The sequence below is a fragment of the uncultured Wocania sp. genome, assembly GCF_964021735.1.
Classification (GTDB): domain Bacteria; phylum Bacteroidota; class Bacteroidia; order Flavobacteriales; family Flavobacteriaceae; genus Wocania_A.
The window spans coordinates 1-14,552 of the sequence record NZ_CAXIBN010000082.1 but is presented as its reverse complement, the minus strand read 5'-3'; the positions used below and the strand labels follow the sequence as shown (position 1 = coordinate 14,552).

Annotated in this window: 17 protein-coding genes; 13 read left to right on the top strand and 4 right to left on the bottom strand. The window is 31.2% G+C overall.

Annotated elements, in window-relative coordinates; genetic code table 11:
- From AADI82_RS08800 to AADI82_RS08790, 3 genes are all read left to right on the top strand, one after another.
- The coding region (locus AADI82_RS08800) for an energy transducer TonB (RefSeq protein ID WP_341216075.1) at window positions 1–1,161 on the top strand (1,161 nt) is incomplete at its 5' end.
- A 2-nt stretch (window positions 1,162–1,163) separates the two neighbouring features.
- Window positions 1,164–2,306: a tetratricopeptide repeat protein gene (locus tag AADI82_RS08795; RefSeq protein ID WP_341216074.1), complete on the top strand. Its 1,143-nt coding sequence runs from the start codon at window positions 1,164–1,166 to the stop codon at window positions 2,304–2,306.
- Window positions 2,307–2,346: 40 nt separating this feature from the next.
- Complete coding sequence (locus tag AADI82_RS08790; protein ID WP_341216073.1) at window positions 2,347–2,823, top strand: hypothetical protein; 477 nt, start codon at window positions 2,347–2,349, stop codon at window positions 2,821–2,823.
- Between the two features lie 2 nt (window positions 2,824–2,825).
- On the opposite strand, the gene AADI82_RS08785 is transcribed toward AADI82_RS08790, so the two are convergent.
- From AADI82_RS08785 to AADI82_RS08775, 3 genes are read right to left on the bottom strand one after another with little or no spacing between them, the layout of a single operon-like run.
- Window positions 2,826–3,692: a hypothetical protein gene (locus AADI82_RS08785; RefSeq protein WP_341216072.1), complete on the bottom strand. Its 867-nt coding sequence runs from the start codon at window positions 3,690–3,692 to the stop codon at window positions 2,826–2,828.
- Window positions 3,693–3,746: 54 nt separating this feature from the next.
- Window positions 3,747–4,892 (bottom strand): glycosyltransferase, encoded by a 1,146-nt coding sequence (locus tag AADI82_RS08780; protein ID WP_341216071.1) that lies wholly within the window; start codon window positions 4,890–4,892, stop codon window positions 3,747–3,749.
- A 2-nt stretch (window positions 4,893–4,894) separates the two neighbouring features.
- The gene (locus tag AADI82_RS08775) at window positions 4,895–5,863 is read right to left on the bottom strand and encodes a lysylphosphatidylglycerol synthase domain-containing protein (protein ID WP_341216070.1); all 969 of its coding nucleotides are present in this window, start codon (window positions 5,861–5,863) and stop codon (window positions 4,895–4,897) included.
- Between the two features lie 40 nt (window positions 5,864–5,903).
- Here AADI82_RS08775 and AADI82_RS08770 point away from each other — a divergent pair, with 40 nt between their 5' ends.
- The 9 genes from AADI82_RS08770 (at window position 5,904) to AADI82_RS08730 (ending at window position 12,287) form a co-directional block, all read left to right on the top strand.
- Window positions 5,904–6,533 (top strand): outer membrane beta-barrel protein, encoded by a 630-nt coding sequence (locus AADI82_RS08770; protein WP_341216069.1) that lies wholly within the window; start codon window positions 5,904–5,906, stop codon window positions 6,531–6,533.
- Window positions 6,533–7,090, top strand: coding sequence for a crossover junction endodeoxyribonuclease RuvC (gene ruvC, locus AADI82_RS08765; RefSeq protein ID WP_341216068.1), 558 nt, complete (start codon window positions 6,533–6,535; stop codon window positions 7,088–7,090). Before AADI82_RS08770 ends, ruvC begins: the two co-directional genes overlap by 1 nt.
- A 135-nt stretch (window positions 7,091–7,225) precedes the next feature.
- Window positions 7,226–8,410, top strand: a complete 1,185-nt coding sequence (gene hemW / locus AADI82_RS08760; protein WP_341216067.1) for a radical SAM family heme chaperone HemW — start codon at window positions 7,226–7,228, stop codon at window positions 8,408–8,410.
- Between the two features lie 12 nt (window positions 8,411–8,422).
- Window positions 8,423–9,172 carry a cyclase family protein gene (locus AADI82_RS08755; RefSeq protein WP_341216066.1) on the top strand — a complete coding sequence of 250 codons (750 nt, stop codon included), beginning with the start codon at window positions 8,423–8,425 and terminating at the stop codon, window positions 9,170–9,172.
- Window positions 9,173–9,781, top strand: coding sequence for a DUF4230 domain-containing protein (locus tag AADI82_RS08750; protein ID WP_341216065.1), 609 nt, complete (start codon window positions 9,173–9,175; stop codon window positions 9,779–9,781).
- Entirely contained in the window at window positions 9,781–10,182 is a 402-nt protein-coding gene (locus AADI82_RS08745) for a GNAT family N-acetyltransferase (protein ID WP_341216064.1), read from the top strand. The genes AADI82_RS08750 and AADI82_RS08745 overlap by 1 nt, the downstream gene beginning before the upstream one ends.
- Window positions 10,183–10,235: 53 nt before the next feature.
- Entirely contained in the window at window positions 10,236–10,595 is a 360-nt protein-coding gene (locus tag AADI82_RS08740; protein ID WP_341216063.1) for an MmcQ/YjbR family DNA-binding protein, read from the top strand.
- Window positions 10,596–10,758: 163 nt separating this feature from the next.
- Window positions 10,759–11,589: a hypothetical protein gene (locus tag AADI82_RS08735; RefSeq protein ID WP_341216062.1), complete on the top strand. Its 831-nt coding sequence runs from the start codon at window positions 10,759–10,761 to the stop codon at window positions 11,587–11,589.
- A 119-nt stretch (window positions 11,590–11,708) separates the two neighbouring features.
- A complete protein-coding gene (locus AADI82_RS08730) occupies window positions 11,709–12,287 on the top strand; it encodes a PhnA domain-containing protein (protein WP_341216061.1) in 579 nt (192 codons plus the stop codon).
- On the opposite strand, the gene AADI82_RS08725 is transcribed toward AADI82_RS08730, so the two are convergent.
- A complete protein-coding gene (locus AADI82_RS08725) occupies window positions 12,284–13,135 on the bottom strand; it encodes a helix-turn-helix transcriptional regulator (protein WP_341216060.1) in 852 nt (283 codons plus the stop codon). The two genes, AADI82_RS08730 and AADI82_RS08725, sit on opposite strands and share 4 nt — an antisense overlap.
- Before the next feature lie 181 nt (window positions 13,136–13,316).
- Between AADI82_RS08725 and AADI82_RS08720 the strand changes: the two genes are divergently transcribed.
- Window positions 13,317–14,243, top strand: a complete 927-nt coding sequence (locus tag AADI82_RS08720; RefSeq protein ID WP_341216059.1) for a dihydrodipicolinate synthase family protein — start codon at window positions 13,317–13,319, stop codon at window positions 14,241–14,243.
- The last annotated feature ends 309 nt before the right edge of the window (window positions 14,244–14,552 follow it).

Here is a 14,552-nt window from a genome sequence, read left to right as displayed (position 1 = left end):
TGTGAAGATTTATTAAGAGAAGAGCAAAAGAAATGTATATCTGAAAACATTGCAAAACATGTAAATCGAAATTTTAATACAGATTTGGCTAATAAATTAGGTTTAGCAGGTCGCCAGCGCATTAATGTAATTTTTAAAATTAATGAAGAAGGAAATGTTATAGGAATCCGTTCTAGAGCGGCACACCCAGACCTTGAAGCTGAAGCTATCCGAGTTATTAAAACTTTGCCTAAAATGATTCCAGGTGAGCATAACGGTAAAAATGTAACAGTACCATATTCATTGCCTATAATTTTTCAAGTTCAAGATCAATCAGTTGTTGATGAAACTGTAATTGTTGCTTATGGTGAAAATAAGGATAAAAATACTTCAGAAAAAGATATTGAAGTTCCTTTTGCTGTTATTGAAAATGTACCAGTTTATCCTGGTTGTGAAGACTTAGTTACTAATGCTGAAAAGAAAGCATGTATGAGCGAAAAGCTTAGCAAATTTGTAATTGAAAATTTCAATACCAAAAAAGCAAGCGAATATGGGTTACAAGGCAGACAGCGCATTAATGTGATTTTTAAGATAGACAAAAAAGGAAATATTATTGGTGTACGTTCCAGAGGTCCGCACCCAGCTCTAGAAGCAGAAGCTATCCGTGTTATTTCGTCTTTGCCTAAAATGAAACCGGGTATGCAAAAGGGTAAAACAGTAGCTGTACCGTATTCGCTCCCAATTATTTTTGAGGTTGCAGACACGCAATTGCTAGATGAAGTAGCTGTGGTTGGGTATGCCGATGATACTTTAGGTGGTACTACATTACCTTTTGCAACAGTTGATAAAGCACCAATATTACCAGAATGCAAATCTTTAGCCACCGAAAAAGAAAAAAGAGAATGTACTTCAACTGGTATTCAAAAGTTCATAAATAGAAACTTTAACACAGATTTAGCTGAAAGCTTAGGATTAAAAGGTAGACAACTCATCAATGTTGTTTTCAAAATCACTAAAAAAGGAAAAATAGAAATAGAAAAATCTAGAGCACCACACCCCGATTTAGGAGCCGAAGCTATGCGTGTTATTAAATCAATTCCTAAACTAATTCCTGGAAAACATAAAGGTAAAAAGGTTGATGTATTGTATTCTTTACCCATAATATTCCAAGTTCAAGATTAAATATGGTTAGACTAACACTTATATTTTTATTAATAATATTTAAAACCGAAGCTCAAACTTCGGTTTTAAATGTTGCAGACAGTTTGTTTGCACATGGTAATTATAGTAAAGCTATTGTACAGTATAATAGACATGATAATCAACCTGAAGTTTATCATAAAATCGCAAAAGCATATATCGCTATTGGTAATTACGACGAAGCTTTAATTAACTATGAAAAAGGTGTAGAAACAAATCCTGAAAACACGTTGTTAAAATATGATTTTGGAAAGTTTTTATATAGAACCAAAAATTTCAAAAAAGCATCAGAAGTCTTTAATAAACTGGTTTATACAGATTATAAAAATCCAAATTTTCATTACGAGTTGGGTTTAACTTTAGAGCAATTAAAAGATTCTACAGCACAAAATAGGTTTTATAGTGCTTTTCAGTTAGATAGCACACACCAAAAAGCTATTTTTAAAATTGCTAAATATCATCTTAAAAAGGGGCATAATAAATTAGCAGATAAATATATAAATACTGGCTTATCGTCTTATAAAAATAATAAGGAACTAATAAGTTTGAAAGCACAAAATTATTATGTGCGACAGCAATACGAAAATGCTATTATTTGGTTTGAAAAGCTTTTAGAACTGGGAGAGTCTTCAGAGTTTATACATGAAAAGTTAAGCTTGTGTTACGTACAATTATATGAATATAAAAAAGCGATAACACACCGTAAGTTAGCTTTACAATTCAACCCCAATGATGCTACAGCTATCTATGTTGTTGGAACTTATTATGAGAAATTAGATGATTTTAGAAGTGCAGAAGAATATATCTCGAAAGCATTGTCAATACTAGATCAGCCATTAGATGCAGAATACATGAAATTAGGAACCGTCTTAAATCATCAAAAAAAATATAAAGAAGGTATTACTGCTTTAAAAAAAGCCGTGAGAGAAAATCCTACAAACGAGTTTTCTAATTTGCATTTAGCTATAACGCTCGAAACCTACTATGCCGATTATGACGCTAAGATTAATGCACTAGAAGATTTTACTAAAAAATTCCCAAATAGTAAATTGAACAGTTTTATTGAAGATCGTATTTCGAAACTTAAAAACGAAAAATTTCTTAAAGTAGATAAGAAAGAAGATTAAAATCTAAAAAAATTGTACTTTTCGGTTTCAGTTTTAATCCATGAGGCAAACTTGCGTTTTATTATTATTTTTAATGCTCACGTCTTGTGAGTATTTTAAAGTAAAAAAAACATCATCTGAAGCGATTTTAAAAGAAGAATTACAAACTTTTAATTGGAACGATGTTGATGAATATCCTAGTTTTTCTATCTGCGATTCTTTAACTATTAAAGAAGAAAAAAAAGGATGTTTTCAACACCTTTTAACCTCACATATTTCTGAGTTTTTACAAAATGAAATTATTATTGTAACTAAAGATATTAGCGATACTGTGGTGTTAGATTTTCAAGTGTCTGAAACTGGAAACTTAAAATTAATGGATGCAAAAATAGATTCGCTAACTATTGCCGAAATTCCAAATATTAAAAGTTTACTTACTAAAAGTTTAGATTCGATCCCCAATATTTTTCCAGCTATAAAACGCGGACAACAAGTGACTACAGAATTTAAATTACCTATAATCATTAAAGTGAATTAAGGTTATAAATTAAGTTTATAACCAATAGCAAAATCTACTGGAAAATTACTATTACTATCTACAAATATGGCGAACAATTCGTTGTAAGCTAAAGTCATAAAACTACTGTTACTTATTTTAATATCTGCACCCAATCCAAAAGCAAAAGGAATTTTAAAAGTTGAGTTTTTTACAACTTCATTAGGTAAGCCTATCATTGCAATGGTATTTTTCGAGAAATTATATGTCGCTAAATGTGTATTTACATAGAAGTTAAACGATGGGTTGTTAATAAATCTATATCGGTAACCTAAAGCGATTTGGGTTGTAGTATATTTAAAATCATCATTGTCTAATGCGTGTTCAATGCTAAAAAAACCAGCGTGTCTTGAGGTTTTAAGAGACGAAATGACTTCTAACTCTGCGCCAAAAAAAGGAACTGTTGAATTATTTTCATTGTTAACAAAAGGATGATTAGTTATACCGCCAAAAAGCCCTAAACGCGATTTAAGTATTGGTCTTTCGTCAAGGTAAGCCGAATCTCCAATAGCCGTGTTATACTGTTTAAAAAACTGTGTTAAGTCATTTAATGTGAATTTTAAATTGGCTGCCGAAACACTAGTGTTTTTGGTTAACTCACTAAGCTGTGTTTTGTATTCCTCTTGGTATTTATTATTTGTATTTTTAGTGTTTATCAATTCAAAAATGTTTCCATCAGTCGTTTTAACAAAATACCGAAATTGCTTATCAATACTATTCCAAAGCAAATCTATATTACCCTCAACTGCGGTTTTAAGTTCATAATTTTTTCCGTTAACAGTGTATTGTTGTTGTGCAGATACCGAAAAAGAACAAGTGGTAAGCACAAGTAAAAAAAGAATCTTTTTCATGATTTTTAAGATATTGGGTTCTATGTAAAGCTACTAAAAATAAATCAATTCCATTTATTTTTCAAAATTTCGACCTTTCCATTTATAACCTTTAAAGATAGAAGTAACAGCAATGTAAAAACTAAAAAAAGGATATATTAGAAATCCGAAAATGTAAGTTCTTAAAATGTGTTTTTGATTAAAGAATAATGCCGATTTGTAGATTAAATAGAAATCGATATTAAACTTAATAATTAAAATATAAATAAAAATTTTAATATTGAATATGCTTAATATGCATAGCAGTAAAAGCGAAATGATTAAAGCATTCATTACTAAAACAACGAAACCTATTAGTTTGCCAAATCCATTATTGTAAGCACTTGTTTTAGCTGCCCATCTTATGCGTTGTTCTTTTAATGTGTTCCAAGTTGGTTGTGCTTTCGTTTTTACAATAGCTTGTTCGCATTTTAAATAGTTTACGTTTTTGGGATACATTTTAACAGCTTTTTCTAACAGGAAAATATCATCGCCACTTGCTATATTGTTATTACCATCAAATCCGTTTAATTCGAAAAACAATGCTTTTTGATATGCAAAATTTGCACCATTGCATAAAAAAGGTTTTTTAATACCAAAACCGGCAATGGTTGCGCCTTGTAAACTTAAAATATCGAGTAATTGAAAGCGATTTAACAAGCTATTTTCATAGACATAAGTTACCGGAGCGGCTATGCATTTATTGTTTGTGGTTTGAATAAACTCATCAAAACTATCCAGCCAATATTTGGGCAAAGTGCAATCGGCATCAGTTGTGATTATCCAATTATGTTTTGCTTGTTTTATTGCTGTTGTAATGGCATCTTTTTTTGGTGAATTAGAAGTTTTTTCATTCTTAATAATAGAAATATCAGTTCGATAATTTTTGCCTTTTATCGGAATTGTATCGAGAAATACTTTTATAATTTCAGCCGAATCATCAACCGAATCATCATCAATAAAAATAATTTCATATAAATGATTTGGATATTTTAATGCATCAATTGAGGCTAACAAATTGGGCAAGTTTTCAGCTTCATTTCTAAAAGGAATAATTACAGAAAATGTTGTTTTAGCTTCAATGCTTTTCAATTTGAAAGTCGATACTTTATCAAAACCAAAAATAAAACTACCTATTAAAAGCAAATATAGAAGTGTTATAATAATGCTAATTAAAACCATAATTAATCTTCGCTTTTTGGTAAATTGAAATTAAGGACATAAAAACTGCCAAACACACTTGGTAGCACAAAATTAAATAGCCACATAATGGTAATGATACTTAAAATAGTAAGCTCGTTTACGTCAATTAATGCGAATAAATATAGAGCTACACTTCCTTTTATAACCACATCGAAAATAAATATAGACGGAATTATTGATGCCAATAAATACATAGACGTAATAATCATGATCGCACTTCTGTAAGTGATGTTAATATCAAAAAGTTGTAATAAAAAGTAAAACTGAAATGAAAAAATAGCGTATCGTAATAGCGATAATAAAAACCCAGACACGATTTTATCTCTAGGAAATTTTAAAATGAATTGCTTTACTTTTTCTAACGAAAAACCTTTAATTGATAATTTGCTTTTTTTAATACCAAAGCCTATTAAAAACACGACCATTAAGCTAATTGCAAATACGCTTGCTAGTTTGTAATAATCTAAATTCACCTTATAGGTTGTTATTAGAAAATAAAAACCTATAAGACCTAAAATAACAGTTACGGTCATTTGTAACAGGTTGCTTAACAGATTGATTAGTACGATACGTTTTCTAATATTTGCTGGATAGCACATTGCTTTAGCACCATATTCACCAACTCTATTTGGAGTAAATAATGATGCTGTTAGCGCCCCTAAACTTTGTTCAAGAGCATTTTTAAAAGTGATTTTTTTAACAAAAGACACTAAGGTTTTCCATTTTAAAATTTCTAAAAACCAGTTAAAAAAGCTTAAAAAAAATAATAAAATGATGTTTTTTGGTGTAAAAAGGTTCTTTTTTGATAGAAAATCAGCAAAAACAGAAAATTGTAAACTATCGTTATTTGTTAGTTTTTTATAAATAAAATAAAATGCGCTAACAACAATGCTTAATTTAATCAGCACAAAAAAGAATTGCTTAGTTTTGTATGGCAACGTTTTATTCATAATTATAAAAGGGTACAGCAAATTAAACCAATATTATTATATGCCTCTTAAATTTAAACCGATATTATTTTCAATACTCTTTACTAGTTTTAGTTTTTTTGTGTTTTCACAAAGTGATACAAACACGATTAAAGCGCAATTTGCGTTAGGTGTTAATAGTCCGTCGGCAAATGGTTTTGTTGCTAATTTTGAAGCTAAATCTGTAAATTTTCCGAGTATTAATTTAGGAATTCAGTATATGTTTAAGCCTAAGTTGGGGGCAAAATTAGATTTTGGTTATAACCGTTTTTCAAATTTGAATAACACACCAGAATTTAAAATTAATTACACAAGACTCAATGCGCAATTGGTTTATAATGCAACAAGTGTGTTTAGCTTTTTACCACAGCGTATAGCTACATTTGTTCATGCTGGTCCAGGGTTAACAACTATTAAACCTTTAGGTAATTATACTCAGAATGATACCTCATTTTTAAATGCGATGGTAGGTGTTGAGTTTCATTATGGCATTTCAGATAAACTTTCGGCGTATTTTGATGCCTCTTATATACTAGGATTTAGTAAAGATTTCAATCCTATTTCGGATGGATTTGGATCGTTTAACGGAAATCTATTAACATTAACTATTGGCGCTTCTATTTCGCTTAGTGGTTGTCAATATTGTGATTAATGAGTAAAGAAAGAATTATTTTAGGCATTGACCCAGGAACAACTATTATGGGTTTCGGACTTATAAAAGTAGTTGGAAAAAACATGGAGTTTATGCAGCTTAATGAGCTCGATTTAAAAAAATATAGCGATCATTATTTAAAGTTGAAGCTTATTTTTGAGCGCACCATAGAACTTATTGATACCCATAACCCAGACGAAATAGCAATTGAAGCACCTTTTTTTGGTAAAAATGTACAAAGTATGCTCAAGTTAGGTAGGGCCCAAGGTGTGGCAATGGCAGCAGGTTTAAGTAGGGAAATACCAATTACAGAATATTTGCCTAAAAAAATAAAAATGGCCATTACTGGTAACGGAAATGCTAGTAAAGAACAAGTAGCCAAAATGCTTAAAAGTTTATTGGGTTTAAAAACGCTTCCTAAAAATTTGGATGCTACCGACGGTTTAGCAGCAGCGGTTTGCCATTTTTATAACTCAGGAAAAGTTACTGTTGGTAAAAGCTATTCGGGCTGGAGTGCTTTTGTAAAGCAGAACGAAGGAAGAGTAAAAAAAAGTTGATTTGTTTATCTGTTAAGTCGTTTAGTTGTCATGCCTTCGTAGGCAGGAATCTATTTCTAAGTTATTAATATGATTTACTAAATATAATATGGAATTTTAACTGACTGCAAACTGCAACTGAATACTGTAAACTAAATGAGCGCCATCTACATCCATATCCCCTTTTGCAAACAAGCATGTTTTTATTGCGACTTTCATTTTTCAACATCTTTAAAAAAGAAAGATGAATTGATTCAAGCACTAGTAAAAGAGTTAGAATTACGAAAAGAGGAACTCAAAAACCAATCCATTGAAACTATTTATTTTGGTGGCGGAACACCAAGCTTATTGTCCATTGACGAATTGCAATTGTTGATTGATTCAGTTTACAAGAATTATTCAGTAATTGAAAATCCAGAAATCACCTTAGAAGCCAATCCAGACGACCTTTCGAATAAACGAATAAACGAATTAACAAATACACAAATCAACCGCTTAAGCATCGGCATTCAATCGTTTTTTGAAGACGATTTAAAAAGCATGAATCGTGCGCATAATGCTAATGAAGCCAAAACATGTTTGCAAGAAGCAACTAAACACTTCGATAATATAACCATCGATTTAATTTACGGCATTCCCAATATGAGTTTAGAAAAATGGAACGAAAATCTAGAAATAGCTTTTAGGTTTGGCGTTAATCATATTTCAAGTTATGCCTTAACGGTCGAGCCAAAAACGGCATTAGATTCATTTATAAAAAAAGGAACCTATCCGCCCATTGATGAGAATTTAGCATTACAGCATTTTAATCACTTAGTAGAAAAAACAAACGAACAAGGTTTTGTACATTACGAGATTTCTAATTTTGGGAAGCCTAATTATTTTTCAAAACACAATACCAGTTATTGGCAAGGAAAACCGTATATAGGTATTGGTCCTTCGGCGCATTCATTTAGTAAAACACAGCGTAGTTGGAATGTGTCGAATAATTCAAAATACATTCAGTCTATTCAAAATAATAAACTTCCAAATACGGTTGAAACACTTTCTGTAAAAGACCAATATAACGAGTATATTATGACAGGTTTACGTACCATTTGGGGTGTTTCTTTATATAAAGTTGAAACCGATTTTGGTAAAGAATATTTAACTCATTTAAACAAGACTTCTGAAAAATTTATAGAAAAAAAATTACTTGTCATTGCGAACGAAGTGCGGCAATCTGTTTTACTTGAAAAGATTATTTCGTCGGAGACTCCTCGTAATGATATTAGAATAACAACAACCCAAAAAGGAAAATTTTTAGTTGATGGTATTGCTGCCGATTTATTTATGATTTGATTATATTTGAATATGATCGCAACAATACAATACAATTCAAGAAAAATACAAATTGATGTGTCTAAACCTATAGATATTTCTATAGCGATAGATATGTCTAAAAAAAACATAAATGCTTGGTATATAGATGACCCACAGATTGTTCCTGAAGAGTCTGATGGCAAGGTAATTAAAGTTTCAGAAGGTGCCGTTGTCAATTTTAACAATATCCATTTTAACCCGCATTCGCATATAACACATACCGAATGTGTTGGGCATATCACAAAAGAAATACATTCTGTAAACAAAAATTTAAAGCATTATTTTTTTGTGGCAGAAGTTGTTACCGTTGCACCAGAAAACGATGGGGATGATTTTTTTATATCTAAAAAACAAATTAAAACGGCTTTAAGAAATAAAAAAAGAGATGCTATTATTATTAGGACTTTGCCGAATTTATTGGAGAAAAAAAGCAAACGATATTCTAATACAAACCCACCTTTTTTATTAGAAGAAGTCGCTACTTATTTGATAGAAAAGGGCATTAAACACTTATTAATAGATTTACCATCGGTAGATAAAGAGAAGGATGATGGGAAATTGTTGGTTCATAATGCCTTTTGGAATACCAAAGGAAAACTTAGAATGGATGCCACTATTACAGAATTTATTTATGTGCCCAACTCTGTTGATGATGGCGAATATTTATTGAATCTTATGATTGCCCCTTTCGAGAATGATGCTACTCCAAGCAAACCTATTTTATATAAAATAATTGAGTAAATGGAAGCGTTTTTAGGAATTATAATAGGTGTTTTAGTGAGTTTAGGTGTTGTTACATATTTAAAATCACTTAAGAAAAAGCAATTAGTAAATTCGCAATCTGTGTTGCTTTTAGATAAAATTAAAACTGTTTGTAAATTCATAACTGTTGAAGGTGACTTTGCAGAAATTTATCATTATGAGGATGTAAAACAACGTTTCTTAAAACTTATTTCTAGTAAAAAGAAAGCACTAGTAGTTATTAATGCTAAAGCTTATGTGGGTTACGATTTGGCTAAGATTCAACTTAAGTCAGATAATGGTAATAAGAAAATAATATTAGAACATTTTCCGCAACCCGAAGTATTGTCTATTGAAACCAATTTGAATTATTACGATAAAACCGATGGCTACTTTAATAGGTTTGAGGCAAACGATTTAACCGATTTAAATACAGAAGCAAAGCAACACATTAAAGATAAAATTCCAGAAAGCGGACTCATTCAAGTCGCTCAAAAAGAAGCCTTAGAAACTATTTTGCTTATGGAAACCATTGTTGAAACTATTGGCTGGAAATTGGACTATTCAGCATTAAAAATTGAAGAAGGTAAAACAAATAAGCTTCAATAATGATTAATATATCTACCGATAGAAACAAGCTTCAAATAGATGTAATTCATCGATTTTTAACTACAACGTATTGGGCAAAAGGAAGAACTATTGAAGCAGTAAAAGCATCAATAGCACATAGCTTTTGTTTTGGGGTTTATATAGAGGAAAAGCAAATTGGTTTTGCAAGAGTAGCTACAGATTATGTTGTTTTTGCTTATATAATGGATGTATTTATACTTCCCGAATATAGAGGTAAAGGTTATTCAAAGCAATTAATGAAAACTATTAATGAAGAACCTAAATTGCAATCGTGTAAAGTATGGATGCTTAAAACATCTGATGCTCATTATCTATACAAGCAATTTGGTTATACAGAATTAAAGAATTCTGAAAAAGTAATGGAACGACTTTTAAAATAATTTTTGTCATTCCTGAGAAGGCAGAAATCCATTATTAATATATATTATTTTTTATGAATATAGAACAACTCCGAGAATATTGTTTAAGTAAAAAAGGTACCTCTGAAGGATTTCCTTTTGACGAAAACGTTTTGGTATTTAAAGTACTAGGAAAAATGTTTGTGCTTACAGGATTAGATAGTTGGGAAAAAGGTGAAGCAGCTGTTAATTTAAAAGCAGATCCAGAATATTCAGAAGAATTACGAGCAGAATATAGTAGCATTCGTCCAGGATATCACATGAGTAAAAAACACTGGAACACCTTATATATTGATGAAGGTGAATTAGAAACAAAACTTGTTTTGGAGCTTATCAACCATTCTTATGATATGGTTATAAAAACCCTGCCTAAAAAACTACGAGAGCAATTATAAACCCTATTAAACTAATAATCAAATAAATATTTCGTATATTTAACTTCATTCATCAAAAAATAATCTCTCAATTCCTAAATTATTTATAGCATAATCATTAGCCCTTAAATCTTAAAAGTAGTATTTATTAAACCAGTATATTAACTTTAATTTTTAACAGATTATGAAAACAACCAACCGATTATTTTCAGCAATTGTAATTACATTTTTGCTATTAAACACAACAACAATTATTGCTCAAGAAGAAGCTCAGAAAGGACCTGAGTACGTAACCATGACAGTTATGCACTGGAATATGGATTTAGAAGATTTTAAAATGGAAGAATGGAAGGCAGTAGAAAAGGAATACATGGATAAAGTTACTAAAAAGAATGAACATGTTATGGCAGCAGGCTTTTATTTACACCAAATTACACCAGACAACAGAGAGTTAGTTTATGTACAGGCCTATGCCAATTGGAATGCTATAGATTTAGCAGCTAAAAGAAACACAGAATTAGCTAAAGACGCATGGCCAGATAAAGATAAACGAAAAACCTTCCTTAACAAGCAAGCAAATTATTATTCGCCTTTTCATTCTGATGAGATTTATGCCACCATGCCACATGCGAAGAGTTTATCCGAAGAACCTAAAAAAGACATGATTGTGTATTTACGAACTAGCCATTTTGCTTTTCCAGAAGATGGTTCATATAAAGAGTTTATGGATACGTTTGCAGAATACACTAAAAATGTAACCCATAAAAACGAATATGTGAAGGCGTATTACCCAATGAGTCATGCTTATGGTTCAGATAAAACGCAATTTGTAGAAGCTTACTTTTTAGATTCGTTAGCAGACTTAGATAAAAAGTTTGATAAAGATGGAGAATTATTTGATGCGCATTGGAGCGATGAAGAAGCTAAAAAAGAAATGGATAAAATGGGTAAAAAATATTTTACAGGAGTGCACGGTGATGCTGTTTATAAAGTTGTTCCTGAACTTAGAAAGTAACAAAACTCAAATTTTTTTAAAAAGAAGAGATGCCATTGGCGTCTCTTTTTTGTTTACCAAAATTCAAACTTGTAGAACCTTTTATTTAAGCGTAATATTGCAAAATCAAAAAGCAAAACATGAGTTTATTACAAACATTAAAAGAAAGAAGCAATAATGCATGCGAATTATGTGCGGCCACCGAAAATTTAGATGTATACGAAGTGCCACCAGTATCAACCGCAGGAGTTGATGGAAGTTTACTAGCCTGTAACACATGCATTTCTCAAATAAATAACCCAGAAACTACAGATGCAAATCATTGGAGATGTTTAAATGATAGTATGTGGAGCGAACACCAAGCCGTAAAAGTTGTTGTTTGGAGACTTTTAAGCAGATTAAAAGCAGAAGGTTGGCCACAAGATTTGTTAGACATGATGTATATAGAAGATGATGTTTTAGAGTTCGCAAAAGCCACTGGTGAAGGTGTTGAAGAAGGCGATAAGATAATCCACAGAGATGTAAACGGAGTGATTTTAGAAGCTGGAGACTCGGTGGTTTTAATAAAAGACCTAAAAGTAAAAGGCTCAAGCATGGTTGCTAAACAAGGAACAGCTGTAAGGAATATTCGTTTAGACCGCGATAACGATAAATACATTGAAGGTAAAGTAGGGGCAACTCAAATTGTTATTATTACCGATTACGTAAAGAAGCTTTAATCGCTTTTGTCCTGTTTTCTAAATTCTGAAGGATTCATGTTTTTAACAACCTTAAACTGTCTATTAAAGTTAGACATATTATTAAATCCCGATTGTTCGGCAACTTCAGAAATTGTTAAATCTTTGTTTGATAGTAAAAGCTTACAAGCATGCTCTAATCGTAATTCATTTAAAAACTGAATATAGGTTTTATTGGTTCGTTTTTTAAAATATTTACAGAATGCATTTTTAGTCATGTTTGCAACTTCGGCAATGGCGCTTAATGTGATGTCGCTTTCAAAATGATTCATAGTATATTCAAAAACATTTCGCATTCTGTTCCCTTCATTATCAGAATATTTTTTATCGTAAATAAAAGAAGACAAGCTTTTATAGTTGCATTTTGAAGCTATTTTTAAAAGCTGAAGAAGTGCGATAAATCTATTCAGTTTGGTTGCCTTTTCAATTTCAAAAAACAAATCTTTAAACTGATTTTTTTTCGATGCTATTTTAAAACCATGTTCAGCGCGCTTAAAAAAAGGAGCTAATTCTTTTAAAGTTTCCAATTCAAAAAAATGAGTTCCAAAAGACTGTTTGGTAAAAAATAAAGACAACATGTGCGATGTGCCTAAATCATTCAAATCGCTTTTAAACACGTGCGGAATATTGCTCCCAATCACTAAAATATCATTTTTAGTGTAGTAATTTATGGTGTCTCCAACAATTAAAGTGCCTTCACCTTCAACAATAAAACTGATTTGTATTTCTTCATGTTGGTGTAATTTATCATAAAACGCATCCACATAATCTACCTGAAAAATAAAGGCATCATCTTCTGGTTTTGGTATTTTAAAAGGGAGAACTTTCATTGGAGCATAATTTATTTCAGTATCTCATCAAACTTTATGATATTCAAAATTACATAAATAATATTCTAATTAATAATTTTAAATCAATAATAGGATAATATAATATCTATTTTGGATAAATAGGCATTATTAAACCAGTCAAATAAATTATAATTTTGTTTAAAATTAAATCATCAAAACAATGAGTTTTAAATGGGAAGGCGTTATGCCAGCAGTTACAACAAAGTTTACTGATAGTGATACTTTGGATTTAAAAATGTTTGAAACCAACATTAAAGCACAATTAGATGCTGGCGTTCATGGCATTGTACTTGGCGGAACATTAGGAGAAGCAAGTACTTTACTAGATGAGGAAAAAAGCACGCTAACAAAAACTACGGTAGATATTGTTAAAGGACAAGTTCCTGTTTTAATGAATGTTGCCGAACAATCTACAAAAGGAGCCATCGCAGCAGCACAAAAAGCTGAAAAAGATGGTGCAAAAGGACTCATGATGTTACCGCCAATGCGCTATAAATCTGGCGATAGAGAAACCGTCGAATATTTTAAAGCCGTGGCAAATAACACATCGCTTCCAATAATGATTTACAATAATCCCGTAGATTATAAAATTGAAGTAACTTTAGATATGTTCGACGAACTCCTAAAATGTGATAATATTGAAGCCGTAAAAGAATCAACCAGAGACATATCAAACGTAACCAGAATAAAAAATCGTTTTGGCGATAGATTAAAAATAATGACGGGTGTTGATACCGTAGCCCTAGAAAGTTTACTAATGGGTGCAGACGGTTGGGTAGCCGGTTTAGTATGTGCATTTCCAGCCGAAACCGTTGCCATTTATGAGCTTCAAAAAGCAGGCAGAATTAAAGAAGCTATCGAGATTTACCGTTGGTTTTTACCATTGCTAGAGTTGGATATAAACCCTAAATTAGTACAAAATATAAAGCTCGCCGAAGTGTACACTGGCATAGGAACCGAAAATGTTCGCAAACCCCGTTTACCACTTCACGGCACCGAGCGCAAACATGTAATAAACATAATAGAAGCAGGATTACGAACACGCCCAACATTACCAGAGTATAAAAATTTAGCTGCTCTAGTATAAATAATTTGAGTGTTACCGCTCCAAAAAGCGGTCGGGCTTTACACTATATCTTTCTTGTGCTGAACTTGTTTCAGTATCTCATCAAGTTTATTTACATATTTTAATATATAGTTACAAAATAAACTTATAGTTAAGCACAAAAAAGGATGTCGTTTCAATCCCTAACACGGGCTAATCCGCTAAGGTTGGTTTTATTTTTTGAGTGTGAGAGTTTGTTTAAAAAAAACAGTTAAGTAAGGTTTATAGATATAAAAATAAGTTATCAAGTAGTCGAGTCCCAAATCAATTCAGGGAATTGACATTGAAATG